Annotated in this window: 22 protein-coding genes; 7 read left to right on the forward strand and 15 right to left on the reverse strand. The window is 66.1% G+C overall.

The genetic code is table 11. From position 1 onward, the window contains the following. The 11 genes from E2I15_RS11000 to E2I15_RS11050 form a co-directional block, all read right to left on the reverse strand. Positions 1-703, reverse strand: a 703-nt coding sequence (locus E2I15_RS11000; protein WP_155262324.1) for a biotin carboxylase N-terminal domain-containing protein, incomplete at its 3' end; no start/stop codon positions are given. Between the two features lie 76 nt (positions 704-779). Beyond that, positions 780-1664, reverse strand: a complete 885-nt coding sequence (locus E2I15_RS11005) for an ABC transporter permease (RefSeq protein ID WP_137477141.1) — start codon at positions 1662-1664, stop codon at positions 780-782. Continuing rightward, complete coding sequence (locus tag E2I15_RS11010; RefSeq protein WP_137477142.1) at positions 1661-2617, reverse strand: ABC transporter permease; 957 nt, start codon at positions 2615-2617, stop codon at positions 1661-1663. Before E2I15_RS11010 ends, E2I15_RS11005 begins: the two co-directional genes overlap by 4 nt. A gap of 3 nt (positions 2618-2620) precedes the next feature. Next, positions 2621-4168: an ABC transporter substrate-binding protein gene (locus E2I15_RS11015; RefSeq protein WP_137477143.1), complete on the reverse strand. Its 1548-nt coding sequence runs from the start codon at positions 4166-4168 to the stop codon at positions 2621-2623. A gap of 18 nt (positions 4169-4186) precedes the next feature. Further along, positions 4187-5191 (reverse strand): ABC transporter ATP-binding protein, encoded by a 1005-nt coding sequence (locus tag E2I15_RS11020; protein WP_137477144.1) that lies wholly within the window; start codon positions 5189-5191, stop codon positions 4187-4189. Continuing rightward, on the reverse strand, positions 5188-6264 hold the full coding sequence (locus tag E2I15_RS11025; RefSeq protein WP_137477145.1) for an ABC transporter ATP-binding protein: 1077 nt from the start codon (positions 6262-6264) through the stop codon (positions 5188-5190). The genes E2I15_RS11020 and E2I15_RS11025 overlap by 4 nt, the downstream gene beginning before the upstream one ends. Continuing rightward, positions 6264-8696, reverse strand: a complete 2433-nt coding sequence (locus E2I15_RS11030; protein ID WP_137477146.1) for a CaiB/BaiF CoA transferase family protein — start codon at positions 8694-8696, stop codon at positions 6264-6266. The genes E2I15_RS11025 and E2I15_RS11030 overlap by 1 nt, the downstream gene beginning before the upstream one ends. A 173-nt stretch (positions 8697-8869) precedes the next feature. Next, positions 8870-10309, reverse strand: a complete 1440-nt coding sequence (locus E2I15_RS11035; protein ID WP_155262312.1) for an amidohydrolase family protein — start codon at positions 10307-10309, stop codon at positions 8870-8872. A gap of 210 nt (positions 10310-10519) precedes the next feature. Further along, entirely contained in the window at positions 10520-11545 is a 1026-nt protein-coding gene (locus tag E2I15_RS11040; protein WP_137477148.1) for an ABC transporter substrate-binding protein, read from the reverse strand. 43 nt (positions 11546-11588) lie between these two features. Then, entirely contained in the window at positions 11589-12365 is a 777-nt protein-coding gene (locus tag E2I15_RS11045) for an ABC transporter permease (protein WP_137477149.1), read from the reverse strand. 2 nt (positions 12366-12367) lie between these two features. Then, on the reverse strand, positions 12368-13222 hold the full coding sequence (locus E2I15_RS11050; protein WP_246667938.1) for an ABC transporter ATP-binding protein: 855 nt from the start codon (positions 13220-13222) through the stop codon (positions 12368-12370). 201 nt (positions 13223-13423) lie between these two features. On the opposite strand from E2I15_RS11050, the gene E2I15_RS11055 reads away from it, so the two are divergent. After that, complete coding sequence (locus E2I15_RS11055) at positions 13424-14182, forward strand: GntR family transcriptional regulator (protein ID WP_137477151.1); 759 nt, start codon at positions 13424-13426, stop codon at positions 14180-14182. 149 nt (positions 14183-14331) lie between these two features. Here the strand turns inward: E2I15_RS11055 and E2I15_RS11060 are convergent, their stop codons facing one another. Next, entirely contained in the window at positions 14332-14751 is a 420-nt protein-coding gene (locus E2I15_RS11060; RefSeq protein ID WP_137477152.1) for a nuclear transport factor 2-like protein, read from the reverse strand. A 154-nt stretch (positions 14752-14905) separates the two neighbouring features. On the opposite strand from E2I15_RS11060, the gene E2I15_RS11065 reads away from it, so the two are divergent. Further along, entirely contained in the window at positions 14906-16165 is a 1260-nt protein-coding gene (locus E2I15_RS11065; protein ID WP_137477153.1) for an amidohydrolase family protein, read from the forward strand. 223 nt (positions 16166-16388) lie between these two features. After that, positions 16389-17603: a mandelate racemase/muconate lactonizing enzyme family protein gene (locus tag E2I15_RS11070; protein WP_137477154.1), complete on the forward strand. Its 1215-nt coding sequence runs from the start codon at positions 16389-16391 to the stop codon at positions 17601-17603. Between the two features lie 79 nt (positions 17604-17682). On the opposite strand, the gene E2I15_RS11075 is transcribed toward E2I15_RS11070, so the two are convergent. The 3 genes from E2I15_RS11075 to E2I15_RS11085 all read right to left on the reverse strand — a co-directional run bounded on the left by E2I15_RS11075 (position 17683) and on the right by E2I15_RS11085 (position 22878). Continuing rightward, positions 17683-18915 carry an ABC transporter substrate-binding protein gene (locus tag E2I15_RS11075; RefSeq protein ID WP_422109814.1) on the reverse strand — a complete coding sequence of 411 codons (1233 nt, stop codon included), beginning with the start codon at positions 18913-18915 and terminating at the stop codon, positions 17683-17685. Between the two features lie 264 nt (positions 18916-19179). Next, positions 19180-21219 (reverse strand): hydantoinase/oxoprolinase family protein, encoded by a 2040-nt coding sequence (locus tag E2I15_RS11080; protein ID WP_137477156.1) that lies wholly within the window; start codon positions 21217-21219, stop codon positions 19180-19182. Positions 21220-21225: 6 nt separating this feature from the next. Then, positions 21226-22878: a hydantoinase B/oxoprolinase family protein gene (locus E2I15_RS11085; RefSeq protein ID WP_137477157.1), complete on the reverse strand. Its 1653-nt coding sequence runs from the start codon at positions 22876-22878 to the stop codon at positions 21226-21228. A gap of 233 nt (positions 22879-23111) precedes the next feature. Here E2I15_RS11085 and E2I15_RS11090 point away from each other — a divergent pair, with 233 nt between their 5' ends. From E2I15_RS11090 to E2I15_RS11105, 4 genes are read left to right on the forward strand one after another with little or no spacing between them, the layout of a single operon-like run. Continuing rightward, on the forward strand, positions 23112-23588 hold the full coding sequence (locus tag E2I15_RS11090; RefSeq protein WP_137477158.1) for a DUF305 domain-containing protein: 477 nt from the start codon (positions 23112-23114) through the stop codon (positions 23586-23588). Between the two features lie 12 nt (positions 23589-23600). Beyond that, positions 23601-25058: a YncE family protein gene (locus E2I15_RS11095; protein ID WP_137477159.1), complete on the forward strand. Its 1458-nt coding sequence runs from the start codon at positions 23601-23603 to the stop codon at positions 25056-25058. Beyond that, the gene (locus E2I15_RS11100; RefSeq protein WP_137477160.1) at positions 25055-25582 is read left to right on the forward strand and encodes an RNA polymerase sigma factor; all 528 of its coding nucleotides are present in this window, start codon (positions 25055-25057) and stop codon (positions 25580-25582) included. The genes E2I15_RS11095 and E2I15_RS11100 overlap by 4 nt, the downstream gene beginning before the upstream one ends. Next, positions 25579-26343, forward strand: a complete 765-nt coding sequence (locus E2I15_RS11105) for an anti-sigma factor family protein (protein ID WP_137477161.1) — start codon at positions 25579-25581, stop codon at positions 26341-26343. Before E2I15_RS11100 ends, E2I15_RS11105 begins: the two co-directional genes overlap by 4 nt. Positions 26344-26356 lie beyond the last annotated feature (13 nt).

Genomic DNA, 26356 nt, shown 5'->3' on the forward strand with positions numbered 1-26356 from the left:
GGCGCTGGATGGTGCATTCGCGCTCCCAGAGATGGCTGATGGCGCCGTGGCGGTCGCCGATGACCTGCACCTCGATATGGCGCGCCTTGCGGATCAGCCGTTCGACATAGACCGCATCGCTGCCGAACGCCGCCTTGGCCTCGGACTGGCAGCGCGCATAGGCCTCGTCGAGCTTGGCGGCATCCTCGACCACTCGCATGCCGCGGCCACCGCCGCCGGCGATCGCCTTGATCATCACGGCGGCGCCGGCACCGAGCGCGGCGAAGAAGGCCTTTGCCTCGTCGAGACTGGTCGCCTCCGAAGTGCCGGCAATGATCGGGACGCCGCATTTCTTCGCCAGCGCCTTTGCCTTGGCCTTGTCGCCGAACAGATCGAGCGCCTCCGGCGACGGGCCGACGAAGGTGATCCTCTCCCCGGCACAGCGCCGCGCGAGCTGGGTGTTCTCGCTGAGGAAGCCGTAGCCCGGATGCAGCGCGTCGCAGCCTGCGGCCTTGGCCGCCGCGATGACGGCCTCGATGTCGAGATAGGCCCGCGCGCCGCGGCCCGGAATCTCGTGGCTTGCGTCGGCCGATCGGACATGCAGCGAGGCGGCATCGTCGGCGGGATAGATCGCGACGGTCGCGATGCCGCTGTCGGCAGCGGCACGGGCAATCCGGATCGCGATCTCACCGCGATTGGCAATCAGCAATTTCTTGAACGACATCACAACTTCACCAAAGGCTCTTTTGTTTGAGCATGATCTGACCGGAAAACCGGTACCCACTTTTCCGGATCATGCTCTAGCGATCCTTCATGGTCGGATCGAGCACGACACGCAAGGACTCCCCGAGTGCGTTGAACGCCAGGGAGACGACGAGAATGGCAACGCCCGGCGCATACATCTGCTCCGGGGCGATTTCCATGTATTGATAGGCGCGCGCCAGCATGGCGCCCCAGCTCGGGTCCGGCGGCTGGATGCCGAGGCCGAGGAACGACAGGCTGGCCTCTGCCAGCAGCGCGGCGGCGAGCAAGAGCGTCACCTGCACGATGACCGGTTGCAGCGTGTTCGGCAGCACGTGGCGCCACAGCACATGCCAGGTCGGCGCGCCGAATCCCCTGGAGGCATCGACATAGAGCTCCTGCCGCACGATCAGCGTGCGGGCGCGGACGATGCGCGCCAGCGCCGGAAACATCGTGATGCCGACCGCGATCATGCCGTTGGTCAGCCCGATGCCGAGCGCGCCGGTGACCGCGATCGCCAGCACGATGGCGGGGAACGACAGGAAGGTGTCGATGATGCGGCTGATGATGTCGTCGATCCAGCCGCCGAAATAGCCGGCGATGAGGCCGACCGGCAGCCCGATCAGGACCGCGACGCCGACCGCAAGCAGGCTGGCATAGACGGTGGCCGGCGCCCCATAGATCAGGCGCGAGAAGATGTCGCGGCCGAGATCGTCGGTGCCGAGCAGATGGGCCGGCCCCGGCGGCGCCAGCATGTTGTTGACGTCCTGCGCGGTCGGCGCATAGGGCGCGATCCAGGGCGCACCGATCGCGACGACAACGAGCACCGCGAGCACCAGGATCGACAGCGCGGCGCGGAGATCGCCGGCGAGCCAGCGCGCAAATCGCCGCAGCCGCGTCGGCCTCGCCGGTGCCTTCAGGGGAGCAAGCGCCACCTCGGTCATTGCTCGATCCTCGGATCGACCGCGGCGCAGAGCAGGTCGGTGATCAGGTTCACCGCGATGACAACCACCACCATGGTGAAGACGACGCCCTGCACGATCGGGAAATCGCGCTGGATCGCGCCGCGCACGATCAGGCTGCCCAGGCCGGGAATCGCGAACACCGCCTCGATCACCACCGTTGCCGCCAGCATGCGGTTGACCAACAGGCTGATGATGGTGAGCAGATTGACGCCCACATTCTTCAGGCCGTGCTGCCAGAGGATGCGCGACATCGACAGCCCCTTGGCATGCAGGGTGCGGACATATTGCGACGACAGCACCTCCAGCAGCGCGCCGCGCAGCTGGCGCGCGACCTCGGCCATGCCGTAGGCCGCGATCGCGATGCCGGGCAGCAGCGCGTGCCGGATCGCATCGACCGGCGAGACGCCGAAGGATTTCGCGCCGGTCGCCGGCAGCCAGTTCAGCTTCAGCGAGAATTCCGCCACCAGGATCATCGCGAGCCAGAAGCCGGGCACCGCGACGCCGAGCGACGCCAGCATGCTGATCAGCTTGTCGATCCAGCCGTTCGGCTTGATCGCGGCCATCACGCCCATCGGGATGCCCGTGACCAGCGCCAGCGCCAGCGCGATCGCGACGATCAGCAGCGTGTTCGGAAACGCACGTCCGATCGAGTCCGCGACCTTCTCGCCGCTGAGTAGCGATTGCGAGAGATCGCCCTGCGCGACATTGCCAAGCCAGGCGCCGTATTGCACCAGGAACGGGCGGTCGAGGCCGTAGATCTTCCTGATCTCGGTGATCCGCGCGTCGGTCGCGTTGTCGCCCGCCAGTGTCACGGCGATGTCGCCGGGCACCAGCTTGAGCAGCGCGAACACCATGAAGGTCGCGAGCAGGATCACGGGCAGCGCCTGCACGAGGCGGCTGCCGACGACCTTGACCGGTGACCGTCGCGCCATCGCCTAACTCCCGAGCCAGACGTCGTCGTATTTCGGCTTGCCGAGCAGGTTCGGCCGATAGCCCTGCACCTTCTTGTTCATGGCGACCAGCTCGAACTGGAACGCCAGCGGCACGACGAAGGCATTCTCCATCACCAGCCGCTGCACGGTGGAGAACGCCTTGCGCCTGGTCTCGATGTCCTCCGACGCGCGCGATTCCTTGATCGCGGCCTCGAGCTCGGCCGGCACCGGCGCGCGGCCGCCATTGTAATAGGCGTCCTTGGTGAACATCAGCGAATAGGTCAGGCTCGGGTCGGGCCGTCCGGTCCAGGCCGAGAGCAGCCCTGCCCCTTTCTTCTCCGGACCGAAGAAAGCGGCGGAAGCCTCCGCGACCGGGGCATTGACGAAGCGCGCGTTGATGCCGGCCTTGCGCAGCTGCTCGATCAGGATCTCCTGGCGCTGCACCGAATCCTGGTCCGGATAGCCGCCGAACTCGATCGGGGTGTTCTCCTTGAAGCCGGCCTCGGCGAGCAGCTTGCGTGCCTTGTCGGGATCGTACGGATAGAGCTTCGCGACCTCGGCATCATAGGCCCAATGCGCCTTCGGCAGGTTCATGTAGGCCGGCTCGGCGAGGCCGGCGAGCGCGGCCTTGACGAAGGATTCGCGGTCGATCGCGAAGTTCAGCGCCTGGCGGACCTTGATATTGTCGAACGGCGGCTTGGCCCAGTTCAGGAAGATCTGGAACACGTACAGCGTCGGGCCATGCACGACCTTGACGCTGGAGGCGCGCTCGATGATCACCTTCTGCCGCGGCGGCAGCTGGTAGATCAGATCGTTCTGCCCGGCGGTGACCGAGCGGGCGCCGGTGGTGAGCTCGGGAATGATCGAGATCTCGATGGCGTCGGGAAGCGGCCGCTCCGGCTTCCAGTATTTCTCGTTGCGCTTGACCACGATCTTCTCGCCGTCGGCCCAGCTGACGAACGAATAGGCGCCCGCGCCGACCGGCTTGCGCGTCACCACGCCGCCCTCGGCCGCCTTCAGCGCCGTCGGCGACACCATCATGCCGGCGCGGTCGGAAAGGATCCCGGGCAGCGCGGTATCGGGTGTCTTCAGCTTCAACGTCACCTGCTGCGGGCCGGTGACCTCCACCGCGGCGACCGAGAGCAGATCGGCCTTGATGTTCGACTTCGCATCGCTGCGGTTGCGCTCGAGGTTGAACTTGACGGCTTCCGCATCGAGCGGCGTGCCGTCGTGGAAGGTGACGCCGGCACGGATGTTGAGCACCAGCGTGGTGGGATCGGTGAACTTCCAGCTTTCGGCAAGGCCGGGCTTCGGCTTCAGCGTATCGAACTCCCATTCGGTCAGCGTGTCGTACATCGTGAACAGGAAGGCGTGGTCGGAGCCGGCGCCGCCGGTCGCGGGATCGAGGCTCGATGGATTGGCCGGCGCCGAGATGCGCAGGGTGCCGCCCTTCTTCGGCGGGCCTTCCGCGAAGGCGCGGCCGGCGAGGGTGGTGCTGGCCAATGCGCCCGAGATCAGCGCCATGGCCTCGCGTCGTGTCGTCATTGTCATGGCGTTTCTCCGGTGTTCTTAGTTCGATGAAAAATTGGGGCGGTCGGCAAAATGGCAGGCCACCCAATGATCGGGCTTCAGCTCGCGCCACTCCGGCACGCGGTCGGTGCAGAGCGGCTGCGCATGCGGGCAGCGGGTGCGGAACCGGCAGCCCGAGGGCGGGTCGATCGGGCTCGGCACCTCGCCCTGCAAGACGATGCGGCTCTCCTGCCGCATCGTGGACGGCAGCGGCCGCGGCTCGGCCGACAGCAGCGCGATCGTGTAGGGATGCAGCGGCCGCTCGGCGACCTCTTCGGTCGGCCCGAGCTCGACGAACTGGCCGAGATACATCACCGCGACGCGCTCGCTGATATGCGAGACGACCGCGAGATCATGGGTGATGAAGACATAGGTCAGCCCGAGGTCGCGCTGCAGATCGGCAAACAGATTGAGCACGTCGCCGCGGATCGACATGTCGAGCGCGGCCACCACCTCGTCGCAGACGATCAGTTTGGGTTTGAGCGTCAGCGCGCGGGCGATCACGACGCGCTGCTTCTGGCCGCCGGACAGCTGATGCGGGTAGCGCGCGCCGAACTCCTGCGGCAGGCCGACGCGCTCCAGCGCCTCCCGCGCCTGCCGCTCGCGCTCGGCGCTGTTGCCGACACGTGCGAGCTCCAGCGGCTCCAGCACCGAGGCCAGAATGGTCATGCGCGGATTCAGCGCGGCGTTCGGGTCCTGAAAGATGATCTGGTAGTCGCGGCGATGGTTTTGAAACTCCCGGCGCGGCAGTGCCGTTGGATCGATGCCGTCATGCAGGATGGCGCCGGCGCTGGGATTGAGCAGGAACACCAGCGCGCGGCCGATCGTGGTCTTGCCCGATCCGGACTCCCCGATGATGCCGAAGGTCTCGCCGCGACGAACGTCGAAATTGACGCCATCGACCGCCTTCACGGTGGCGCGGCGGTCAGAGGTCTGGAAGCGGACCTGGAGGTCACGCACCGAGACGATGGCGTCGCGGCGGGGCTCGGCACCGGCTGTGGTCATTGCGTCGCGACCTTCGCGGCAGCCGGCGCGCCGGGCGGATGCAGCGCGCCCGGCAGATTGAGCTCGGCAAAGCGCCAGCAGCGCACTCTTCGGCCGCCGCCGGCGTCCAGCAGCTTCTGCTCGGCCTCGCAACCCTTCACCGCATGCGCGCAGCGGGCCCGGAAGCGGCAGCCGTTCGGCATCTCGGCGATCGACGGCACCCGGCCCGGGATCGACGGCAGCCGGCCGTGGCGCGGGCTCAAATGCGGCAGCGAGCGTAACAGTCCCGACGTGTAGGGATGCAGCGGCCGTACCAGCGCCTCGTCGACGGTGGCGTCCTCGATCACCTCGCCGGCATACATCGTGATCATCCGCGTGCAGGTCTCGGCGACGACGCCGAGATCGTGGGTGATCAGCATCAGTGCGGTCTTCGAGGTCTCGCTGATGTCGCGCAGCAGCTCGAGGATCTGCGCCTGCACGGTGACGTCGAGCGCGGTGGTCGGCTCGTCCGCGATGAGGAGCTGCGGCCCGCAGATCAAACTCGCGGCGATCATCACGCGCTGGCGCATGCCGCCGGAAAGCTGGTGCGGATAGTCGTCGATCCGCCGCTCGGGCGAGGCGATGCCGACGCGGCGAAGCATCTCCAGCGTTTTGGCGCGGGCTTCCTCATAGCTGACGTCGGTATGGACGCGCAGCGTCTCGGCGATCTGGTGGCCGACGGTGAACACCGGGTCGAGCGCGCTCATCGGTTCCTGGAAGATCATCGCGATGCGCTTGCCCCGGATCGCGCGCATCTGCCGCGCGCTGCAGGAGGCGAGATCGACGCCGTCGAACAGGATCTTGCCGTCGAGGCCGGCAAAATTGCCCGGCAACAGCCGCAGGATCGACAGGCCGGTGATGGTCTTGCCGCAGCCGCTCTCGCCGACGATGCCGACGCGTTCGCCGGGCAAGACGTCGAAGTCGATGCGGCGCGTCGCCTGCCAGACGCCCTGCGCGGTCTTGAAGCGGATGCCGAGCCCGCGCACGGACAGCAGCGGCCGCGCGGCCTCGCGCGCACCCGCCGCCCTGCGCTGTGCCGGCTGACCTGCCTCCATCAGCCCGCCGCCCGCTTCTTTTCTTTCACCAGCTGCTCCTCCATCAGCATCTCGGTGCCGATGATGCCCTCGCGGGTGAGCTCATCGAGCTCGGCGTCGGAGAGCCCGAGCATGCCGCCGAGAATCTCGCGGTTATGCTCGCCGAGGGTCGGTGGCACTGAACGAATGACAAATGGCGCATCGCTCTCGCGAAATGGCATCGACGGCTGCGGATGTCGTCCGATGAACGCGCGGTCGACCTGCTGGATGAAGCCGCGGGCGTGGAGCTGCGGATCCTTCAGGAGATCGATCGGCAGCCGCGCGACGCCGGAGGCAACGCCGGCGGATTGCAGCGCGGTCATCGCCGCATCGGCATCGTGCGTCGCGGTCCAGGCCATGATCGCAGCCTCGATCTCGGCCTCGATGGCGCGGCGGCCCGCGGCGGTCTTGAGCGTCTCGTCCGCCGCCCAGTCCTCGCGGCCGAGCAGCCGCGCGAGCTTTGGCCACATCGCGTCGTCGGACACCGCAACGACGATCCAGTTGTCTTCTCCGGCGCAGCGAAAGCAGCCATGCGGCACGAAATCCGGATGGCGGTTGCCGTATTTGGTCGGCGGCTTGCCATCGGTCGAATGCGCGACGATCCAGGGCGCGGCGAACGGCATCATGCATTCGATCTGCGCGAGATCGATGAACTGCCCCTGCCCCGTCAGTTTGGCGTGGATCAGCGCGGTCAGCACCGCGGCGGCGCCATTGAGCCCGCCGACGGCGTCGCCAAACGCGGTATGGCTCATGACGGGCGGACCATCGGGATCGCCGACCACGCTGGGCAGGCCGGAGCCCTGCTCCAGGGTCGAGCCATAGGCGCGGCAGTCGCGATGCACGCTGCCGGCACCGAACGCCGACATCGACATCATCACCAGCTTCGGATTGATCTTGCTCAGCACCTCGTAGCCGAGGCCGAGCTTGGGCAGCACCTCGACCGAATAATTGTCGACCACGAGGTCGGCACCAGCGAGCAGGCGTTTTGCGAGCGCAAGCCCCTTCGGCCGGGTCAGATCGAGCGTGATGCCGCGCTTGTTGCGGTTCATGATGCAGTAGCGCACCGATTTCTCGTACATCTGCTCCAGCACATAGGCCGGACGGCGGTCGACGCCGCGCCACCAGTCCGGATACTGGGTCGCCTCGATCTTGATGACGTCGGCGCCGAGATCGGCGAGCGTGCGGGTGCAGATCGGCCCGGCCCAGCCCATCGAAAAGTCGACGACGCGGATGCCCTCGAGCGGCAAGCGATCGGTTGCAGCGGGCCTGGGCGCCGGCACGCGCGGCGCAGCCTCGCGCCTCGGCTGCTGCTCGCCGAGATCAGGCACCCGGCCGCCGCGCAACGGCGGCGTTGCGGTCAGCCGCTGCATCGTGCCGGCGGAAAAGCCGGTCTCGTCGCCGACGGTGATCGGGACGATGGCGCCGCGCGCCCGCTTTTCCTCATCGGCGATGAGATCCGCTACCTCCGGCACCGGCACGATCGGAATCCTGCGCTTGAGCCCCTCGGCGAACCACTCCTGCGCGGTACGCTGCTTCAGCTTCGGCAATATCCTGCCTTCGATCTCGGCGACATGGCGCAGCCGGTCGACACCCATGACCAGCGTCGGATCGTCGCGCAGCTCGTTGAGCCCGAGCATCTCGCAGAACGCGCGCCATTGCGCCGGGGTCACCGTGGTGACGCCGAGCCAGCCCTGCCTGGTCTCGTAGATGCCGACCGGAAAGGTCGGCCAGAACCGGTTGACGCCGATCCGCCGCATGATGTCGCCGCGCTGGAACGCCTCGAACATGATGTATTCGGTGACGGCGATGGAGGCCTCGAACAGGCTGAGATGGTTTTCGCGCCCGCGCCCGTCCTGCATGCGCCCGAGCACCGACGATGCGGCGGCGATGAAACCCCACAGCCCGCCCAGAATGCCGATCTGGAAATCCGGCGCGTGCATCGGCGGCCCCTGCTCCGGACCGACCAGCTTCACCAGTCCGCTCAGCGCACGGATCGTGGAGTCCGTCGCCGCGAAATTGGCGTAGGGACCGCGATCGCCGAACCAGGCGAGGTCAAGATGGATCAGGCCGGGATTATCCCGCTTGATCGCGTCGAGATCGATCTCGGGACAATCCGCCGCAGCGATGCCGCGCCCGTCGAGCAGGATGTCGCAGCCGCTGATCAGCTCGCGCAGGCGCGATGCCGCGCCTGCGTCGCGCTTGTCGAGCACGACACTCGACTTGTTGAAGGTGAGAAACGCAAACCACGCGCTCTGGCCTTTGGGCGTCAGCGGCGCGGTGCGGCGAAGCGGATCGCCGTGCGGCGGCTCGACCTTCTGCACATCGGCGCCGAAATCGGCAAACAGCCGCGCGCAATAGCTCGTCGCCGCAGCACTTCCGATCTCGACAATCCGCAGATGCGACAACGCGCCCATCACGCTTCCTCGCGACAAAATGACCAGCCGGTGACAGCGGCTGATTCAGTTTCTTGTTGCCTGAACTTGAAGCCGCGCGACGAGTGTGATGCAAGTGGAATTTTCTTCCGCTTGACGGAATTAGCGAGCGTATGATTGAAATTGCTGCTCGGCGCGAAGCGAGGATTGTGCAGCTAATTGCAGGTGAGCTGCGCTTCGAACCAGTGTTGCACTGAGTTCGACAATCGCGGCCATGCGCGCAAGACATGCGCGTATGTGGCCGCGCTCGCGCGGGTGATGCCGCGCAGTTCCTGCTCAATGGCGGGAAAGTCAACAGCGAGGCACCGGCCGGCCTTGGCGACGGTGCGACCATCGACCACAAGCTCGGAGATCAGCGACGCATTGCCGCGCGCAAACAGCAGGTCGAGCGGATCCGCATCGAGAATCTGATCGCGCTCGAGGCGGTCGAGATCGATGCCGACGAAATCGGCCGGCGCACCGATGGCGAGCTCGCCGGCCCCGGGCGCGCCGGTGGCACGGCGGCCATTGCGGATCGCGAGCGCGAAGAACTCCCGAGCTGTCCAGGTGCGCTTGAAACCGAGACCACCGTGCATCATCTGCACCAGCCGCATCTCGCGCAGCAGGTCGTCGTCCTCGTCGAGTGCAAGGCCATCGACGCCGACGGCAATCGCACAACCGCAAGCGTGCGCCGCCGCGATCGGCGCCAACCCGGACCGCAGGTGCAGGTTGGAGGAGAAATTGGTGACGATGCGCGCGCCCGACGCCGCGATCATCTCCAGCTCGTCGGGCCGTGCGTGGATGCAATGCGCGAGCGTCAGCCGCTCGGAGAGGAAGCCGATGTCGCGGAGATAGCGGACGATGCCGCCGGGAAATTGCCGGTCGGCCCAGGCGCGCTGGTAGATCGTCTCGAGCAGATGCATGTGAATGCGGCGGCCGGTCTGCGCGGAGCTTTCCGCGACTGCCTCCAGCAGCGGCTTCGAGCACCACTGCACGCCCGCAGGCCCGAGCTGGACGTCGACCTTCGGGCCGCCGATCGCCGACGCGATGGCATCGGTCAGCTCGATATACGCTTTTGGCGACATCGGAGCGCGCACGAACAGCTGTTGGATCGTCTTGCGGTCGTCGGCCGGAAGGTCTGACAGCACACCTTCGCTGTCGCCATAGACGATCGGGTTCCGGTCGCGCACCGCGATGGCAAAGGCGATGCGGATGCCGACATCGGCGGCGGCGCGCGCGATCGCCCTGGCCTCCTCGACCAGCGGCATGGTCCCGCTCGGCCTCGTGTAGTGCACCATCATCGCGGCGCAGCCGGCCTGCGCTGCGCGGGCAAACGCCGAAGCCGCGGAGAGATAGGGATCGACCGGCGTGCCCACCACCGTGCGCAGGATCCAGCTCTCCAGCGGCATGCCGACCGCGCCGAAGCTCGACGGGCGCGGGCGCGCGTGGTCGTGGGCGTTGACGAAAGCGGGGAGGACGAAGGAACGCGGGCCTTTCGCCGGGCCCGCGGCTTCGGAGATCTCGGTGATGACGCCGTCGACGTGACGGAGCACGACGTCGTTGCGGATGTCGTGGTCAGGACCGCAGAACAGACGGGTTGCCGTGACGTCGGTCATGATCGGCTGTCATCTCCACTTCCGCAACTTCACCTCTCCCGCTTGCGGGGAGGTCGACGCACGACAAGCGACGCGAAGCGTCGTCCGGAGCGCGGCGGGTGGGGGCTCTCTCCGCGATACAACTCGTGGATAGAACCCCCACCCCGACCCTCCTCCGCACGCGGGAGAGGGAGCAAACCTCCGATGCGGCCGGAGCTCGGCCTCGCTCAATCAATTCGCCGTATACACCAACTCCCGCTCGGCGCGTGGCGGCAGGAATTCCCGCGAAAACACTTCGGCCGGGGCTGGCGTGCGGGCAAGCTGGTAGCCCTCGACGATGAAGCCGATGGCGCGGGCCATGCGGTCGTCCCTGACGTCGCCGATGCCGATGTCCTTCATCTCCGGCGAGACGATCAGCTTCTCGAAGGAATATTGCAGCCGGCGCTTCTCGACATCGACATTGATCAGATTGTCATAGTTCAGCGCCGCCTTCATGGCCGCGTTCTGGTCCTTGGCGACCGCGATCGCGCCCTTGTTGATGGCGCGGACGAGGCCGGCCACCGCCTTCGGGTTCGACGCGATCAGCTTGCGCGAGACCATCACGCCGTTGGAATAGAGGTCGAGCCCGTAATCGCCGAACGAGAACCATTTGAAGTCCTTGTCGGGATCCTGGCGGTTCAGCACCAAATTGAAATAGCTCGTGATGTTGAACACCAGCGCGGCGTCGATGTCGCCCTTGATCAGCATCGGCTCTTGCAGATTCGGCGCCATGTTGGAGACCTTGATCTTCTCGCCGTCGAGCCCGTTCTTGTGCACGAACACCGGCAATAGCCGCGTGGTCGGCGTGCCCTGCGCGCCGCCGAGCGTGTGGCCCTCGAAATCCTTGATCGTCTTGATGCCGCTCGAGTTCTTGGCGACGATCGCGAATGGCGGCTGGTTCCACATCATGTAGACCATGACGGGCGCGTCCTGCGGCTTGGTCGCCGCGTTTTGGATGATCGCGTTGACGTCGCCGAAGCCGGCGTCATAGGCACCCGACATGATGCGCGTCACGGTCGCACCGGAGCCCTCGCCCTGGTCGATCACGACGTTGAGGCCTTCCTCTTTGAAATAGCCGTTGTCCTTGGCGTAGAAGAACGCGGCGTCCGAGCCTTGCGTCTTCCAGCCCAGCGTGAACTTGATGGTGGTGTCCTCGGCGCGCGCGGGACCGGCGATCAGGGCCAATCCCAACAGCGCGGCGCTTACTTTTTTCAGCATCGAGATCTCCTTAAGCTTCATTGCTTGACGGTGACGAAGTGTCTCAAGTGGCGATGACATTGTCCTTGCGCGTCGCCCAGCCGGTGACCTGGCCCTCGATCAGCGAGAACAGGACGTAGAGTGCGACGCCGAGGCCGGCGAGCACGAACAGCCCGGCGAACACCAGCGGCACGTTGAAATTGGAGGACGCGGTCATCATGACGTTGCCGATGCCGCGGTTCGAGGCCACGGTTTCCGACAACACGGCGCCGACGAAGGCGTAGGAGACCGCGACCTTCAGCGAGGCGAAGAAGAACGGCATCGTGCGCGGCAGCCCGACGTTCCACAGGATGTCGAACTTGCTGGCGCCGAGCGCCTTCAGCACGTCCTCGAGTTCGGGTTCGGTGGTGGCAAGGCCGGTGGCGATGTTGACGACGATCGGGAAGAAGCAGATCGACAGCGAGGTCAACACCGCCGGCACGGTGCCGGAGCCGAACCACAGCACGAAGATCGGCACCACGGCGACCTTCGGGATCGACGAGAAGCCGACCAGCAGCGGATAACAGGTGTCGTAGGCGGTTTTTGACACCCCGATCACGGCACCGAGCGCGACGCCGAGCGCCACGCCGAGCACGAAGCCGATCATGGTGGTGACCAGGGTCTGCACGATGTGCGGCCACAGGATCGGGAGTTTCTCGAACAGCGTGACAAAGATCTGCGACGGCCGCGGCAGCACGAGGTCCGACATCCCCGTCATCAGGCAGAACAGCTCCCAGGCGACGAAGAACAGCACGATCAGGGCGGCGGACCAGGCCTTCTGCCTGATATCTGACACGGACATGGTCAGGCTCCTTCTCGCGCGGCGGTGCGCGCATCGACAATGAAGGCGCGCAGCTTCTGGTTAAGCGCGACGAAGTCGGGCTCGAAGGTCATCGCCACGGTACGCGGACGGGCGAAATCGACCCTGGAGTCGTCGAGGATGCGGCCGGGCCGCGCGCTCATCACGCAGATGCGGCTGGCGAGGAAGCCGGCCTCGCGCAGATCATGGGTGACCAGCAGCACGGTCGGCCTGTGGGTCATCCAGAGCTGCTGAAGGATTCCCCACAGCTCCTCGCGGGTGAACTGGTCGAGCGCGCCGAACGGCTCGTCGAGCAGCAGCATGCGCGGCTCGTGGATCAGCGCGCGGCACAGATTGGCGCGCTGAAGCATGCCGCCCGAGAGCTGCCAGGGATAGCGGCCGCCAAAGCCCTTCAGCCCGACCTGCTCGAGCAGCGCATTGGCCTTGTCGCGGAACTCGGTCTTGCGCAGCTTGCGGAATTGCGAGCGGAACGGCTCGACGATCTTCAGCGGCAGCATGATGTTCTTTTCGATCGTCATCCACGGCAGCATGGTCGGGTTCTGGAACGCCATGCCGACCCGCATCGCGCGCGCCGCGACCTCGCGGCCGCCGACGATGACGACGCCGGTGGTCGGCCGCGCCAGGCCGGAAACCAGCCGCAGGATGGTGGACTTGCCGCAGCCGGACGGGCCGACCAGCGCGACGAACTCGCCGTCGGCGATCCGCAGCGTGGTTGTCGACAGTGCCGGCACGGCGCGGGCGCCGCGGCCGAAGGTCACGGAGGCGTCCGACAGTTCGATCGCGGTCGGCGCGGATCCGGCGGCCATCGGTTCGCCGGCAAATTCGGAGTTTGGTTGCATGCGCATCACGAGAAAAGTGCATGCAAACTGGATGCCAGCGGGGGCCGCGTTGAAAATCAAGGAGATCGCGCGTTCCGCGCTTCAAAGGGCGGATTCCTTTTGGGCAATCGGTGGCTCAAACTGCATGCAATTCGAGCGCCCGATTGCCTTGGCGGTATGATAAAGAGGCGTTCGAAGCACCTTCGAGAGGGATTCGCGGCAATGGCGGGGCGCGCCGACAGCAGCAAGACGGCTGAATCGTCAGACAAGGTCGGCGTGATCTGCCGCGCGCTGCGGCGCGCGATCATCGAGCAGGCGCTGGAGCCCGGCGCCAAGCTGCCCGAGGATTCGCTCGGCGAGCGCTTCGGCGTCAGCCGCACCATCGCACGGCATGCGCTCGGGCAATTGGCGGCGGAAGGCCTGGTCGAGCTGCGCCGCAACCGCATCGCGGTGGTGGCGACGCCGAGCTGGCAGGAGGCGCGCGATGCCTTCGATATCCGCATCGAGCTCGAGCGGCTGGTGGTGCGGCAGCTCGCGGGCAAGCTGACCAAGGCGCAGATCGCCGAGCTCACCGCGCATGTCGACGCCGAGGATCGGGCCCGCGACGGCACCGACGCGGTGTCGATCCGGCTCGCCACCGAATTCCACATCCTGCTCGCTCACATGACCAGCAGCCCGATCCTGGTGCGCTATGTCAGCGAGGTCGCCTACCGCTGCTGCCTGACGCTGTCGCTGTACAGCCGGCCGCATTCGTCGGAATGCGCGATCAACGAGCACCGCGCGATCATCGCCGCGCTGGCGAAAGGCGACGTCGACAAGGTGATGGGGCTGATGCACAGCCATCTGGATTCCGTGGCGAACCGGGCGCTGGTCGCGCCGAGCCCGCAGCGCGGGCGCGATCTGCTGGATATTCTGGCCCCCTATGCCGACGAGGCAACCGGCGAAAAGGTGGTGAAGCTGCCGAAGGCGGCGCGGCGCTGACGCTCTTACCTCGCCCCGCTTGCGGGGAGAGGTCGGATCGCATCGCAGATGCGATCCGGGTGAGGGGTACAGGTCTATCCGCGGCCGATACTCGCGGATGCAGCCCCTCACCCCGCCAGAGCGGGGCGAGGGAGAACTGGCACCGCCCCCTACGCCTCGATCCCCCGCTGCACCAAAATCCGCTCGGCGCTGTCGTTCCAGACGTCCATCTTGACGATCTGCCCGCCCCGCACCACGAAGCGGTCGACATAGCGGTTGCCTTCGAACGGCGTGCCGTCGGTCCATTCGCCGTAGAGCGTCCCGACGCTGTAGACGACAGTCTCGTCCGTGCCAGGGCAGACATCGAAGCGGTCCATCCTCTTCTTCACCCAGCGATAGCGCTTCGCGTTGAAGGCGGTCGGCCCGCGCGGATGGTCGAATTCGCGCCCACCGGTGAAAGTGATTACCGTGCCCGGCTTCATATAGGCCGCCGCCGCATCCGGATCGGGGATCATCGACGCCGTCAGATAGGCCTCGACGGTCTCGGCATCGGACATCGGGCGGGCATCGGCTTTGGCGGGTGCGGACATGGCGGGTCTCCAGGGATCATCCGGACTCTACAATCTGGCCGCCAAAGTGTATGCATATTTTTTAGACAATCGAACTGTAAAACTGCACACAATCTGGTGCTGCCGGATCCTCGCCCTTCCGCTAGGCTGCAACCATCTTGATGTTTCCTCGCCGATGATCGCGAAACCTGCCTTCGACCTGGTCTTCCGCAATGCCGTGACGCGCAGCTCCGCGTCAGCGGTCGATATCGGCATCGCCGGCGGCAGGATCGCCGCGATCGCGCCGCGCCTCGTGAGCGAGGCGATCGAAGTCGACCTCAACGGCCGGCTGGCGTTGCCCGGCTTCGTCGACACCCATATCCATCTCGACAAGGCCTGCCTGCTCGGCCGTTGCGGCCACGATCACGCCAGCCTCGGCGAGGCGATCCGCGCGGTGTCGGCGATGAAGCGCGACTTCACGGTCGAGGATGTCTATGCGCGCGGCGCCAAGGTGATCGAGCGCGCGATCACGGCGGGCACCACGCGGATGCGGACGCATGTCGAGATCGACCCGCGGATCGGGCTGCGCGGCTTCGAGGCGGTCAAGGCCTTGAAACGCGACTATGCCTGGGCGCTCGACCTCTCGCTCTGTGTCTTCCCGCAGGAGGGCCTGACCAACGATCCCGGCGCCGACGAGCTCTTGGTCGCTGCGCTCAACGACGGTGCCGAGGCGGTCGGCGGCTGCCCCTATGTCGACAGCGACCCGAACGCCCATATCGCGCGCATCTTCGACCTCGCGCAGGAGTTCGACGTCGACGTCGATCTCCATCTCGATTTCGACCTCGATCCCTCCTGGTGGCACATGGAGGAGGTCTGCCGGCAGGCCGAACGGCGCTCCTATCACGGACGCGTCGCGATCGGACACGCGACCAAACTCTCCGCGCTGCCGCCCGAGCGGCTGAAGGCGGCGAGCGCGCGCCTCGCCGAGGCCGGCGTCGGGGTCACCGTGCTGCCGGCGACCGACCTCTACCTGATGGGCCGCGACGCCACCCATAACGCGCCGCGCGGGCTAACGGCCGCGCATCGGCTCGTCGCCGATGGCGTGCTGTGCTCGGTCGCGACCAACAATGTGCAGAATCCCTTCACGCCGTTCGGCGATGCATCGCTGCTGCGGATGGCCAATCTCTATGCCAATGCGGCGCATGCCGGGATCGGCGAGTTCGACTCGTGCCTCGATCTCGTCACCGACCTGCCGGCGCGGCTGATGAACCTCGGCGACTACGGCATTGCGGTCGGCAACCCCGCCGACATCGTCGTGCTCGATACCGACAGCGGAACCAACGCGATCGCCGAACTGCCCGACGTGCTGATGGGTTTCAAGCGCGGCCGCAAGACATTTGAGCGTCGGCGCCCGACGCTGTTCCGGCCTGACACCGGACTCTCCCCGTCACCCTGAGGAGCCGCGAAGCGGCGTCTCGAAGGGTCGACGGCCACGAGCGGGGCCATTCATCCTTCGAGACGCGCGTTCCGCGCTCCTCAGGATGACGGTTTGAGAATACGGCCGCGCGAAAATATAGCCTGCACCAACCTGCGTGCATTGTCGCCTTGCCCTGACGCGAATTGACGCCCTCGCCGATCCGTTGTTGAACCCAACAGCAACAACAGCCGGGCAGGAAACCATGCGCAAATCAACCACAATCAAAAGCGTCGAGACGCTCGCCTGCGATGCCGGCTGGCGGAATTATCACTTCGTCAAGGTGACGACGACGGACGGGCTGGTCGGCTGGAGCGAATATGACGAGGGCTTCGGCGCTCCCGGTGTGACGGCGGCAATCGAGCGGCTGTCGGCGCGGGTGATCGGCAAGAATGCGTTCGAGCACGAGCGGATCTATGTCGAGCTGTTCGCCGCGACGCGCCCCGCAGCCGGCGGCGTGGTGGCGCTGGCGCTCGGCGCGATCGAGAACGCGCTGCTCGACGTCAAGGCCAAGGCGCTCGGCGTGCCCTGCTACGACCTGCTCGGCGGCAAGATCCGCGACCGCGTGCGGGTCTACTGGTCGCATTGCGCGACCTGGCGCATCAATCACCCCGACTGGTACAAGCCGGCAATCACAGATCTCGACGGCGTCAAGGCGATCGGGGCCGAAGTGCGCGAGAAGAAATTCACGGCGATGAAGACCAACATCTTCGTCTATACCGACGGCAAGCCGCAAGGCTGGCGCCCCGGCTTCGGCTCGCCGTTCCAGCCCGAGATCAATATCGACCGCACTGTCCTGCGCAATCTCTGCATGCACCTGGAGGCGATCCGCGACGGCGCGGGGCCGGATGTCGATCTTCTGCTCGACCTCAACTTCAACGCCAAGACCGAGGGCTATCTCAAAATCCTGCGCGCCATCGAGAAGATGGACATGTTCTGGGTCGAGATCGACACCTTCAACCCGCAGGCGCTCGGCTATATCCGGCGCCAGAGCCCGCACCCGATCTCATCCTGCGAGACGCTGCTCGGCCTGCGCGAATTCCTGCCCTATTTCACCGAGCAGGCGATGGATGTCGCGATCATCGACACGCCGTGGAACGGGGTCTGGCAATCGATGAAGATCGCTGCCGCCGCCGAGCATTTCGAGGTCAACGTCGCGCCGCATAATTTCTACGGCCACCTCTGCACCATGATGAACGCGCATTTCTGCGCCGCGGTGCCGAACCTGCGCATCATGGAGACCGACATCGATCGGCTGGCCTGGGACCACGACCTGTTCACCCACGTGCCTGAATTCGTCGACGGCCATCTCGTGATCCCGGATCGGCCGGGCTGGGGCACCGAGCCGAACGAGGAAGGCCTGCGCGCGCACCCGCCAAAGAACAAGGGCGGGTTGTTGAATTACGGGCTGAAGAAGTAGGCGGTTGTTGCGCCGGCCCTTACCCATCGTCGTCCCGGCGAAGGCCGGGACGACGACGCATAACGCCAGCTGGGTGCCCTCAATTATCCTCGCGCACCGCCGTGAACGCGCTCTCGATCACGTCGCCGATCGGCTGCCAGGCGTTGCCGTCGAACTGCACCAGCCGCATCTGCTTGATCGGGCGGAAATCCTTCGGCCCGGTGTTGATCACGATCCCCGGCAGCGCGATCGGGCTCTGGTAGTCCTTCAGCGACGCGGCCTGCCGCATGATGTTCTCGCGCGACAAATCGTCGCCGCACTGGCGCAGCACCTGCATCAGCGTATCCGCGGCGGCGTAGCCGAACACGGCGTAGATGTCGTCCTTGTCGCCGTCGGGGTAATACTTGTCCATGAAGGCGAGCCACGCCTTGATCTGCGGATCGTCCTTCCAGGAGGCATCCCCGGCATCCTTGAGGAACGAGGTCGAGATCACGCCGAGCGAATTCTGCAGGCCCGCCGGGCGCAAGGCGCTGGCGATCGAGGCCGACGCGTTGTCGAGGATGAACACCGGATGCCAGTCGAGATCAGCGGCGACGCGGATCGCGCGCGCCGCGATCGCCGGCGCGCCGTCGAACACCAGGATGTCGGCGCCGGAGTTCTTCAAAATTCCGATCTGGTTCTGGATCGCGGTCTCCGATGCGTCGAAGGCGAGATCGGCGACGATCATGCCGGCGGTGTCGCCGAGCCCTTCCTGCAATCCCTTGAACAGGTCGCGGCCGAACTGATCGTTCTGCCAGAGCACCGCGATCTTGCGCGAGGGATAGGCCGCCTGGATGTAATTGGCGTAGATCCGCCCCTCGGCGCGGAAGGTCGGCTGCCAGCCCATGGTCCAGGGAAAGGTCACAGGATGCGCCCACGCCTCGTCGCCGGAGGCGACGAACAGCTGCGGCACCTTGTTCTCGTTGAGGTACTTCCGGACCGCGAGATTGCTCGGCGTACCGAACGAGCCGAACATCAACAGCACGTCCTGCTTCTCGACGAGATCGCGGGTCTGCTCCATCGCAGTCTTCGGATTGGAGCTGTCATCGACCGAGACGAACCTGACCTTGCGGCCGTTGATGCCGCCATGCTCGTTGACCATGTCGAAATAGGCCGCCTCCGCCCGCCCGATGGTCGCGAACGCGGCGAGCGGTCCGGTGTAGGGCATGACGTTGCCGATGCGGATCTCGTTGCCGGACGCCGTCTGCGCCTGCTGCGCGCGCAACGGCGCCGCCGCGAGCATTGCTGCGAGGACGAGGGATATCGAAAGCGCAGTTTGTCTTTTTGTTCGCATCAACATCGCCACAAACGCCGGCGGCTGGCCGGCGCTCCTCCCGAGCGAGCGGAGTTTATCGCCCAAGCCAATGCCGGAAAAATGAAATGTTGATGGCGGACCGATACTCTTCTTGCCTTCCCCGCTTGCGGGGGAGGTCGGATCGCATCGAAGATGTGATCCGGGTGGGAGCTGCTTCCACATAGAGAGAGTCGTTTTGCGGCAAGACCCCCACCCCAACCCTCCCCCGCAAGCGGGAGGGGGAGCGCAGTTCCCGCATGGCGATCAGCGCAATGTTATGTCGAGCCAGCCGAGCGGGTTGACGGCGACGCGGTCGCCGCTGTCGACCAGGACGGTCGTGGTTTCAGCCTCAATGATCGCGGGACCGGCCAGCGCTTGGCCTGGCTTGAGATCGTCGAGCGCATAGACCGGCACCTCGCGCCAGGCACCGAACCAGGCCTGCCGCTTGCCGCGCGGCGCGCAGGGCGCAGCCGAGCTGGCCGTTCCGGCATCACTGCTGCCGCGCGCCACCTTGCCGACCGCAGCGACGCGGGCGTTGACGAACACCACCTCCTGGCCGCGCGAGACATAGGTGTAGAGTTCCTCGTGGCGGCGATGGAAGCGCTCCTCGATCTGCGCCACCAGGTCGGCGGCGCCGAGATCGAGCTCGCCGAGCGGCACGTCGATCTCGAACACCTGCTCGCCATAGCGCATCTCGGCCGAGCGCTCGATCGCGATGTCGCCCTTGAACCAGTCGCGCAGCCGGCCCGCCGCCTGCGCCTCCAGCCCGGCGAACAGCGCCCTCACCTCATCGGCGGAAACCCGGCCCGTGCCGTAATGGGTGCGGCTGACCTCGTAGCGCAGATCGCTGGTCAGCATGCCCCAGGCCGATAGGACGGAGGCGACCGTCGGCACGATGATGCGCTTGATCTCGAGTTCGCGCGCGACTTCGGCGGCGTGCATGCCGGCGGCGCCGCCGAAGCTGAGCAGCGCGAATTTGCGGGGATCGACGCCGCGGCGCAGCGTCATCAGGCGGATGCCGTCGGCCATCTTCAGATTGATCATCTTGTAGATGCCGGCGGCGGCCTCGATCCGCGACAGCTCGAGGGCCACGGCGATCCGGTCCACCGCGGTTTCCGATGCTGCACGATCAAGCGGCCGCGCGCCGCCCATGAAGGCCGCGGCATCGAGATAGCCGAGCACGACATTGGCATCGGTGACGGTGGCAGCCAGGCCGCCATTGCCGTAGCAGGCCGGCCCCGGCACCGAGCCCGCGCTCTCCGGCCCGACCCGCAGCGTGCGGCCGCCGTCGACGCTCGCAATCGAGCCGCCGCCGGCGGCGATGCTGGCGATATCGAGGCTGCGCAGCGCAATGCGCTGGCCGGCGAGCATGCCGTCGGCCGACAGCGAGGCCTGGCCGTCTGCGATCAGCGAGATGTCGGTCGAGGTGCCGCCCATGTCGAACGGCACGAGATCGGGAATTCCGAGAAGATCCGCGCAGCGGCGGCTGCCGGAAATGCCGCCGGCCGGCCCCGACAGCACGGTGCCCGCGGCGAGCCGCGAGGCTTCCTCCACCGGCGCCATGCCGCCATGCGACAGCACCACGAACAGCGAGCCCGCAAAGCCGGCTTCCGCGAGGCTGCGCTCCAGATTGGTGAGATAGCGCCGCACCGTCGGCGCGACATAGGCGTTCACGATGGTGGTCGAGACGCGCTCATATTCCTTGATCTGCGGCAGCACGTCGCTTGAACGCGACACGCTGACGTCAGGCAGCTCCTTGGCAAGCTGCTCGGCGGCGGCAAGCTCATGCGCCGGGTTGAGATAGGCGTGCAGAAAGCAGACCGCGACCGAATTCGCACCCGAACGTTTCACCTCGGCGATGACATCGCCGAGCGCTGTAGCATCGAGCGCAACCGCGGCGCGGCCATCGGCCTTCAGCCGCTCGCGCACGCCAAAGCGGCGCTCGCGCGGCACCAGCGGCTCCGGCGGCGGCGTGCGCAGATCGTAGCGATCCGGCTTCAGCCCTTCGCGCATCTCGACGACATCGCGGTGTCCCTCGGTGGTCAAGAGCGCAACCTTCGCGCCCTTGCGCTCGAGCAGCGCATTGGTCGCAACCGTCGTGCCGTGCACCAGGCGGTCGGTCGCGGCGAGCATCGCCGCGCGCGTGACGCCGAGGCGGCGCGCCAGCTCTTCCAGTCCCGCCATGACGCCGATCGACTGATCGGCCGGCGTGGACGGCGATTTCGCGAAAACCGTGCGCCCGGTTTTGTCAGTTGCAACCAGGTCGGTGTAAGTGCCGCCGACGTCGACCCCAATCGTATACATCGCTGCCTACACCACTTTGGAAACCAAACCTTGCGCAAGATCGCGCGCCCGCGCTTCCGCCGAGCGCTTCTCGGGCGGGCCCCAGCCGCCGCCGCCGGAGGACCGGATCTCGAGGCAATCGCCGGGGCGCAGCTCGATGCCGACTTCTTTCGTCTTCAGCACGCGCGGCGCGCGGCCTTCCGAGAGCAGCTGGTAATGATGCGGCTCGCCGTCCTTGCCGCCGAGCATGCCGCAGGGGCCGTGGCGCGCGCCGTCGCCGGCGGTGTTGCCCTTGGCGGGCTTTTGCGTCTCCAGCACCATGTCGAGCGCGACGCCAAGGCCGCCGCGATGCTGGCCGTCGCCGCCGGAGTCCGGCCGAAACTCATGCTGGCGGAAATGCAGGGGAAAGCGCACTTCGGCGACCTCGATGCTGCCGAACTTCAGGCCACCGACCGTGTGCCACTCGCCGATCGAGGAATAGCCGTCGCCGCCGATTGAGGCGCCGCCGCCGGGCCGGGCCTGGAACATGTGCCAGATGAAATTGCGTCCGTTGCGCGGGTCTTCGCCCTGGATCGCGATGCGGAAGCGGCGCCCCCACCCGCCCATCACGCGGTCCGGACAGGACGCCGACATCGCCTTGATGATCGCCTCGACGATCTCGTTGGAGGGATGGCTGGTGCACAGGGTGACGGGGCGGCCAGGATCGGCCCAGACGATCGTGCCCTGCTTCGCCACCACCTTCAGCGGCCGCAGCCCGCCGGTGTTCTTGGGAATGTCGGCGTCGATCAGATAGGCAAAGGCCATCGCGACCGCCGCCTGCATGTTAGCGTGTGAGGAATTGACGAAGCTGGTCGACTGCGGATCGGAGCCGGTGAGATCGACCTCGACGTCACTGCCCTTCTTCGTCACCTTGGCGGCGATCTTGATGTCGGTGCGGCCGTGGCCGTCATCGTCGAGCAGCGCCTCGCCATAGAACACGCCGTCCTTCCAGCTCGACACCACGGCGCGGGTCTGCTGCTCGGTCGCGTCCAAGATCGCCTCGATCGCGGCTTCGACCGTCTCCGCGCCGAACTCGCTGAACAGTTTGGAGACGCGGCGTTCGCCGAGATGCGCGGCCCCGAGCATTGCCGCGAGGTCGCCGCGGAATTCTCTGGGGTTGCGGATGTTCAAGGCCAGCAGATCGAGCAGATCCTCGCGCGGCTTGCCGGCCTCGTAGAGCTTGATCGGCGGAATGCGAATGCCTTCCTGATAGATCTCGGTGGCGGCCGGATTGTAGGCGCCGTGGGTCGCGCCGCCGATGTCGCTCTGATGCGCGCGCACGATGGTCCAGAGCAGCCTTTTTCCCCCGTCGAACACCGGCACGAAGGCGGTGAGATCGGGCAGATGGCTGCCGCCCTGATAGGGATCGTTGAGCAGGATGACGTCGCCGGGCGCGACATCCTTGAAGCGCTCCTCGACCGCCAGTGTCGCCCAGGGCAAGGCGCCGACATGAACCGGAATGTGGTCGGCCTGCGCGATCAGCCGCCCGTTGGTGTCGCAAATCGCCAGCGAAAAATCGCGGCTGGAATTGAGGATCTGCGAATAGGAGGTGCGAAGCATCGCTTCGCCCATCTCCTTCACGATCGACGATAGGCGGTGCTGAACGACAGAGCGGGTGATCGGATCGATCTTGGCGGACATTTTTGCCCTTGTGGGCGCCCGGGTGGCGCAGGGAGGATCGAGGAACCGGTCAACCGAAACCGGAATTCCCTCTTATAACCAGACGCTTCGAGATCGCAAACCGCGGCGCGGGGTCGAAGAATTTATTCCGTCGTTCAGTAATTCGTGATCGACATGAATCTTCGCCCCTCCTACGGAATAGAATTCGCCGCCCCGCGTCCCACCCGTGCCAGCTAACTTTCAGGGTGAACGTGATGATCCTGCGATTCTTCAGACCCGGCATCGGTGCCGCGCTGCTCGGCGCGCGTGTGCTGTTTGCCGTTGTTCTCTCCCCAGTAGCGCTTGCGCAAGAGGCGCACCAACCGGCACCGACGGCGCAGTCGGCCGAAGAGAGCGCCTTCCTCGCCGAGAACGATGCGGCGATGACCAAGATGATGAATGACATGGCGGCCAAGCCGAGCGGCGATATCGATCGCGACTTCGTCGCGATGATGGCGCCGCATCATCAGGGCGCGATCGACATGGCGGTGATCGAACTCCGCTACGGCAAGAACGAGCAGCTGCGCCGGATCGCGCAGGAAATCATCGTCGAGCAACGGCAGGAGATCGACGCCATGAAGCTCGCGATCGGCGATCCGGTCACGGCGTCCGCGCCCGCCCCGACGCAGCCGGGCCCGGCGCCCGCCGCCGCTCACGATCATATGAACATGTCCCACGGAATGAAGAACTAGGAGTTTGGAGCGATGAACCGTCATATCCTGAAAAGCCTGCTGGCCACGACCGTGCTGGCGATGTCGAGCTCCGCCTTCGCCGGCCAGGCGCCGGGCGCTGCGTCTGTGCCCGACATTCCGGTCAGCCATCACGACCGCGTCTACGCCGCCGAGCAGTTCTCGAACACGGTGTCGGTCACCGACCCGGTCGACAACAAGCTGCTCGGCGTGATCCGGCTCGGCGACCCGCAGCCGGGCAATTTCAGTCCGCTCTACAAGGGGCAGGTACTGGTCCACGGCATGGGCTATTCGCCCGACCACCGCACGCTCGCCGTGGTCTCGATCGGTTCGAACTCGGTGAGCTTCATCGACACGGCAACCAACTCGGTCAAGCACGTCACCTATGTCGGACGCTCGCCGCACGAGGCGTTCTTCACGCCCGACGGCAAGGAAGTCTGGGTCACCGTGCGCGGCGAGAATTACATCTCGGTCATCGACGCGCAGAGCTTCAAGGAAACGATGCGCATCGAGGTGCCCGCAGGACCGGGCATGCAGATCTTCTCGCCCGACGGCAAGTACGGCTACATTTGTTCGTCGTTCAATCCGGAGACCGATGTGGTCTCGGTCGCAGACCATCAGATCGTCGCGAAGGTGAAGCAGGAAAGCCCGTTCTGTCCGAACATCGCGGCGACCCCGGATGGCGACCAGGTGTGGTTCACGCTGAAGGATGTCGGCAGGACGCAGGTGTTCAACGCCAAGCCGCCCTTCAACCTGATCAAGACCATCGACACCGGCCCGATCACCAACCACGTTAATTTCGCGAAGACCGCCAAAGGGACCTTCGCCTATGTGACCATCGGCGGCACCAATGAGGTCAAGGTGTTCCGAACCGATGATTTCTCGCAAGTCGCGACCATCCCCGTCGGCAATCTGCCGCACGGCGTCTGGCCGTCCGGCGACGGCACGCGGATCTATATCGGTCTCGAAAATGCCGACGCGCTGGCCGCGATCGACACCGCGACCAACAAGGTGATCGCCAACATCCCGATCGGCCAGGCGCCGCAGGCGATCGTCTATGTGCCGAACGCCGCGCCAAATCCGGATGACCGCCAGAACCTGCAAGCCCTCGGCGTCGCCGGCCAGGCCGCTCACCTCGCGCTCGCACCGAAAAAGGAAGCCAAGGGCGAGAAGCCCCCGACCAGCGTCTCGCTGTTCGATCAGGGGCTGATCCAGGTGCTGCAGGCTTCCGTGACCGGGCTCGAGCCGAAGCAGCGCTACGTGCTGGGATTGGCCGAACACGCCGACGGCGGCGGCATGGTGGAGCCGCTGGCAGCCTTCATGACCAATCCGGCCGGCTCCGCGATCGTCAACGCGGCCGGTCCGATCCGGCAGATCGTGCAGAGCGCGGCCAGGACCGAGCGGCGCTACCTCGTCATCGCATCCGGCGAACCGGCGAAGCTCGGAGCGGTCGTCCAGGTACAAGCGCCATGAGCGACATGCTGCACCTGGTCGAGCCGCTGATACCCGCCTTGCGGCGGTATGCGCGGGCCCTGGTCCGCGATCAGGCGGCGGCCGACGACCTGGTGCAGGACTGCCTGGAACGCGCCGTCATCCACTGGGAGCAGCGGCGGTCGGACAATCCGCGGCCGTGGCTGTTCGCGATCCTGCATAATCTCGCCATCAACCAGTTTCGCCGCGCAACGGTGCGCGGCGTTCATGTCGCGATCGACGAAACCAACGAGGATGCATTCGGTCAGGAAGCGGCGCAGGAGCACAAGGTGATGTATCGCGACGTCATGGCGAAGCTCGCCAAGCTTCCGCATGACCAGCGCGCAGTGCTGCTGCTCGTCGGCGTCGAGGATTTGTCCTATGCCGATGCCGCGAAGGTGCTCGGCGTGCCAATTGGCACGGTGATGTCACGCCTCGCGCGCGCCCGCGAGCGGCTGCATCACGAACTGGAAGGGACGCCCGGCGACCTGGATCATAATGTCGTGCAATTGCGGAACAAGACATGAGCAACCGACCCATTACAGAAGACGATCTGCATGCCTATGTCGATCGCGCGCTCGAATCGGAACGCGAGGCCGAAGTCCGAGCCTATCTGGACAAGCATCCGGACGTGGCCAAACGCATCGCCGCCTACTCCGATGAGCGTAATCTTTTGCGATCGGCGCTGCTGCCGATCGCCGAGGAGCCGCTGCCGCCACAGCTCAATCTCGCCAGGATGATCGAGAGTCCGCGCCGCCGCCCCTCGTCGTTGCGCTGGGCCATCGCGGCGATGCTGATGCTCTCGATCGGCGGCCTCGGCGGATGGGTGATCCGTGGCGCGACACAGGCACCGGCCGGCGGAATTGTGGCACTCGCAGAGGAGGCCAGCGATTCCTACAGAGTGTACGCCTCCGATCGCACGCGGCCGGTCGAGCTGCGCGACAGCACCGAGCTTGTGCAATGGATCTCCAACCGGTTGCATCAACCGGTCAAGCTGCCGGACCTCACCAAGTCGGGATATCGCTTGATGGGCGGACGGGTAGTGCCGACCGCACATGGTCCTGCGGCCATGTTCATGTACGACGACGATCGCGGCGAGCGGCTTGTGGTTCTCACCCGCCCGATGACGTCGGACCAGAACGCGCCGATGGCCGCGCATTCGGGTGGCGACGTCGCGGGCTTCTCGTGGGCTGACGGCGGAACGGGCTACTCCCTGGTGGGGCCCCGCGGGGGCGATTCCCTGCGGCCGCTCGCCAACGAGATTCGCAAGCAGGCGCAGACGATCTGATCGGAACGGAACG

This window comes from Bradyrhizobium sp. BR2003 (genome assembly GCF_009720285.1).
Classification (GTDB): Bacteria; Pseudomonadota; Alphaproteobacteria; order Rhizobiales; family Xanthobacteraceae; genus Bradyrhizobium; species Bradyrhizobium elkanii.

Coding starts and splice junctions, on each gene's coding strand:
- E2I15_RS11005 (WP_137477141.1), bottom strand. CDS start 1,664: ATGACCGAGGTGGCGCTTGCTCCCCTGAAGGCACCGGCGAGGCCGACG.
- E2I15_RS11010 (WP_137477142.1), bottom strand. CDS start 2,617: ATGGCGCGACGGTCACCGGTCAAGGTCGTCGGCAGCCGCCTCGTGCAG.
- E2I15_RS11015 (WP_137477143.1), bottom strand. CDS start 4,168: ATGACAATGACGACACGACGCGAGGCCATGGCGCTGATCTCGGGCGCA.
- E2I15_RS11020 (WP_137477144.1), bottom strand. CDS start 5,191: ATGACCACAGCCGGTGCCGAGCCCCGCCGCGACGCCATCGTCTCGGTG.
- E2I15_RS11025 (WP_137477145.1), bottom strand. CDS start 6,264: ATGGAGGCAGGTCAGCCGGCACAGCGCAGGGCGGCGGGTGCGCGCGAG.
- E2I15_RS11030 (WP_137477146.1), bottom strand. CDS start 8,696: ATGGGCGCGTTGTCGCATCTGCGGATTGTCGAGATCGGAAGTGCTGCG.
- E2I15_RS11035 (WP_155262312.1), bottom strand. CDS start 10,309: ATGACCGACGTCACGGCAACCCGTCTGTTCTGCGGTCCTGACCACGAC.
- E2I15_RS11040 (WP_137477148.1), bottom strand. CDS start 11,545: ATGCTGAAAAAAGTAAGCGCCGCGCTGTTGGGATTGGCCCTGATCGCC.
- E2I15_RS11045 (WP_137477149.1), bottom strand. CDS start 12,365: ATGTCCGTGTCAGATATCAGGCAGAAGGCCTGGTCCGCCGCCCTGATC.
- E2I15_RS11050 (WP_246667938.1), bottom strand. CDS start 13,222: ATGCAACCAAACTCCGAATTTGCCGGCGAACCGATGGCCGCCGGATCC.
- E2I15_RS11055 (WP_137477151.1), top strand. CDS start 13,424: ATGGCGGGGCGCGCCGACAGCAGCAAGACGGCTGAATCGTCAGACAAG.
- E2I15_RS11060 (WP_137477152.1), bottom strand. CDS start 14,751: ATGTCCGCACCCGCCAAAGCCGATGCCCGCCCGATGTCCGATGCCGAG.
- E2I15_RS11065 (WP_137477153.1), top strand. CDS start 14,906: ATGATCGCGAAACCTGCCTTCGACCTGGTCTTCCGCAATGCCGTGACG.
- E2I15_RS11070 (WP_137477154.1), top strand. CDS start 16,389: ATGCGCAAATCAACCACAATCAAAAGCGTCGAGACGCTCGCCTGCGAT.
- E2I15_RS11075 (WP_422109814.1), bottom strand. CDS start 18,915: ATGCGAACAAAAAGACAAACTGCGCTTTCGATATCCCTCGTCCTCGCA.
- E2I15_RS11080 (WP_137477156.1), bottom strand. CDS start 21,219: ATGTATACGATTGGGGTCGACGTCGGCGGCACTTACACCGACCTGGTT.
- E2I15_RS11085 (WP_137477157.1), bottom strand. CDS start 22,878: ATGTCCGCCAAGATCGATCCGATCACCCGCTCTGTCGTTCAGCACCGC.
- E2I15_RS11090 (WP_137477158.1), top strand. CDS start 23,112: ATGATCCTGCGATTCTTCAGACCCGGCATCGGTGCCGCGCTGCTCGGC.
- E2I15_RS11095 (WP_137477159.1), top strand. CDS start 23,601: ATGAACCGTCATATCCTGAAAAGCCTGCTGGCCACGACCGTGCTGGCG.
- E2I15_RS11100 (WP_137477160.1), top strand. CDS start 25,055: ATGAGCGACATGCTGCACCTGGTCGAGCCGCTGATACCCGCCTTGCGG.
- E2I15_RS11105 (WP_137477161.1), top strand. CDS start 25,579: ATGAGCAACCGACCCATTACAGAAGACGATCTGCATGCCTATGTCGAT.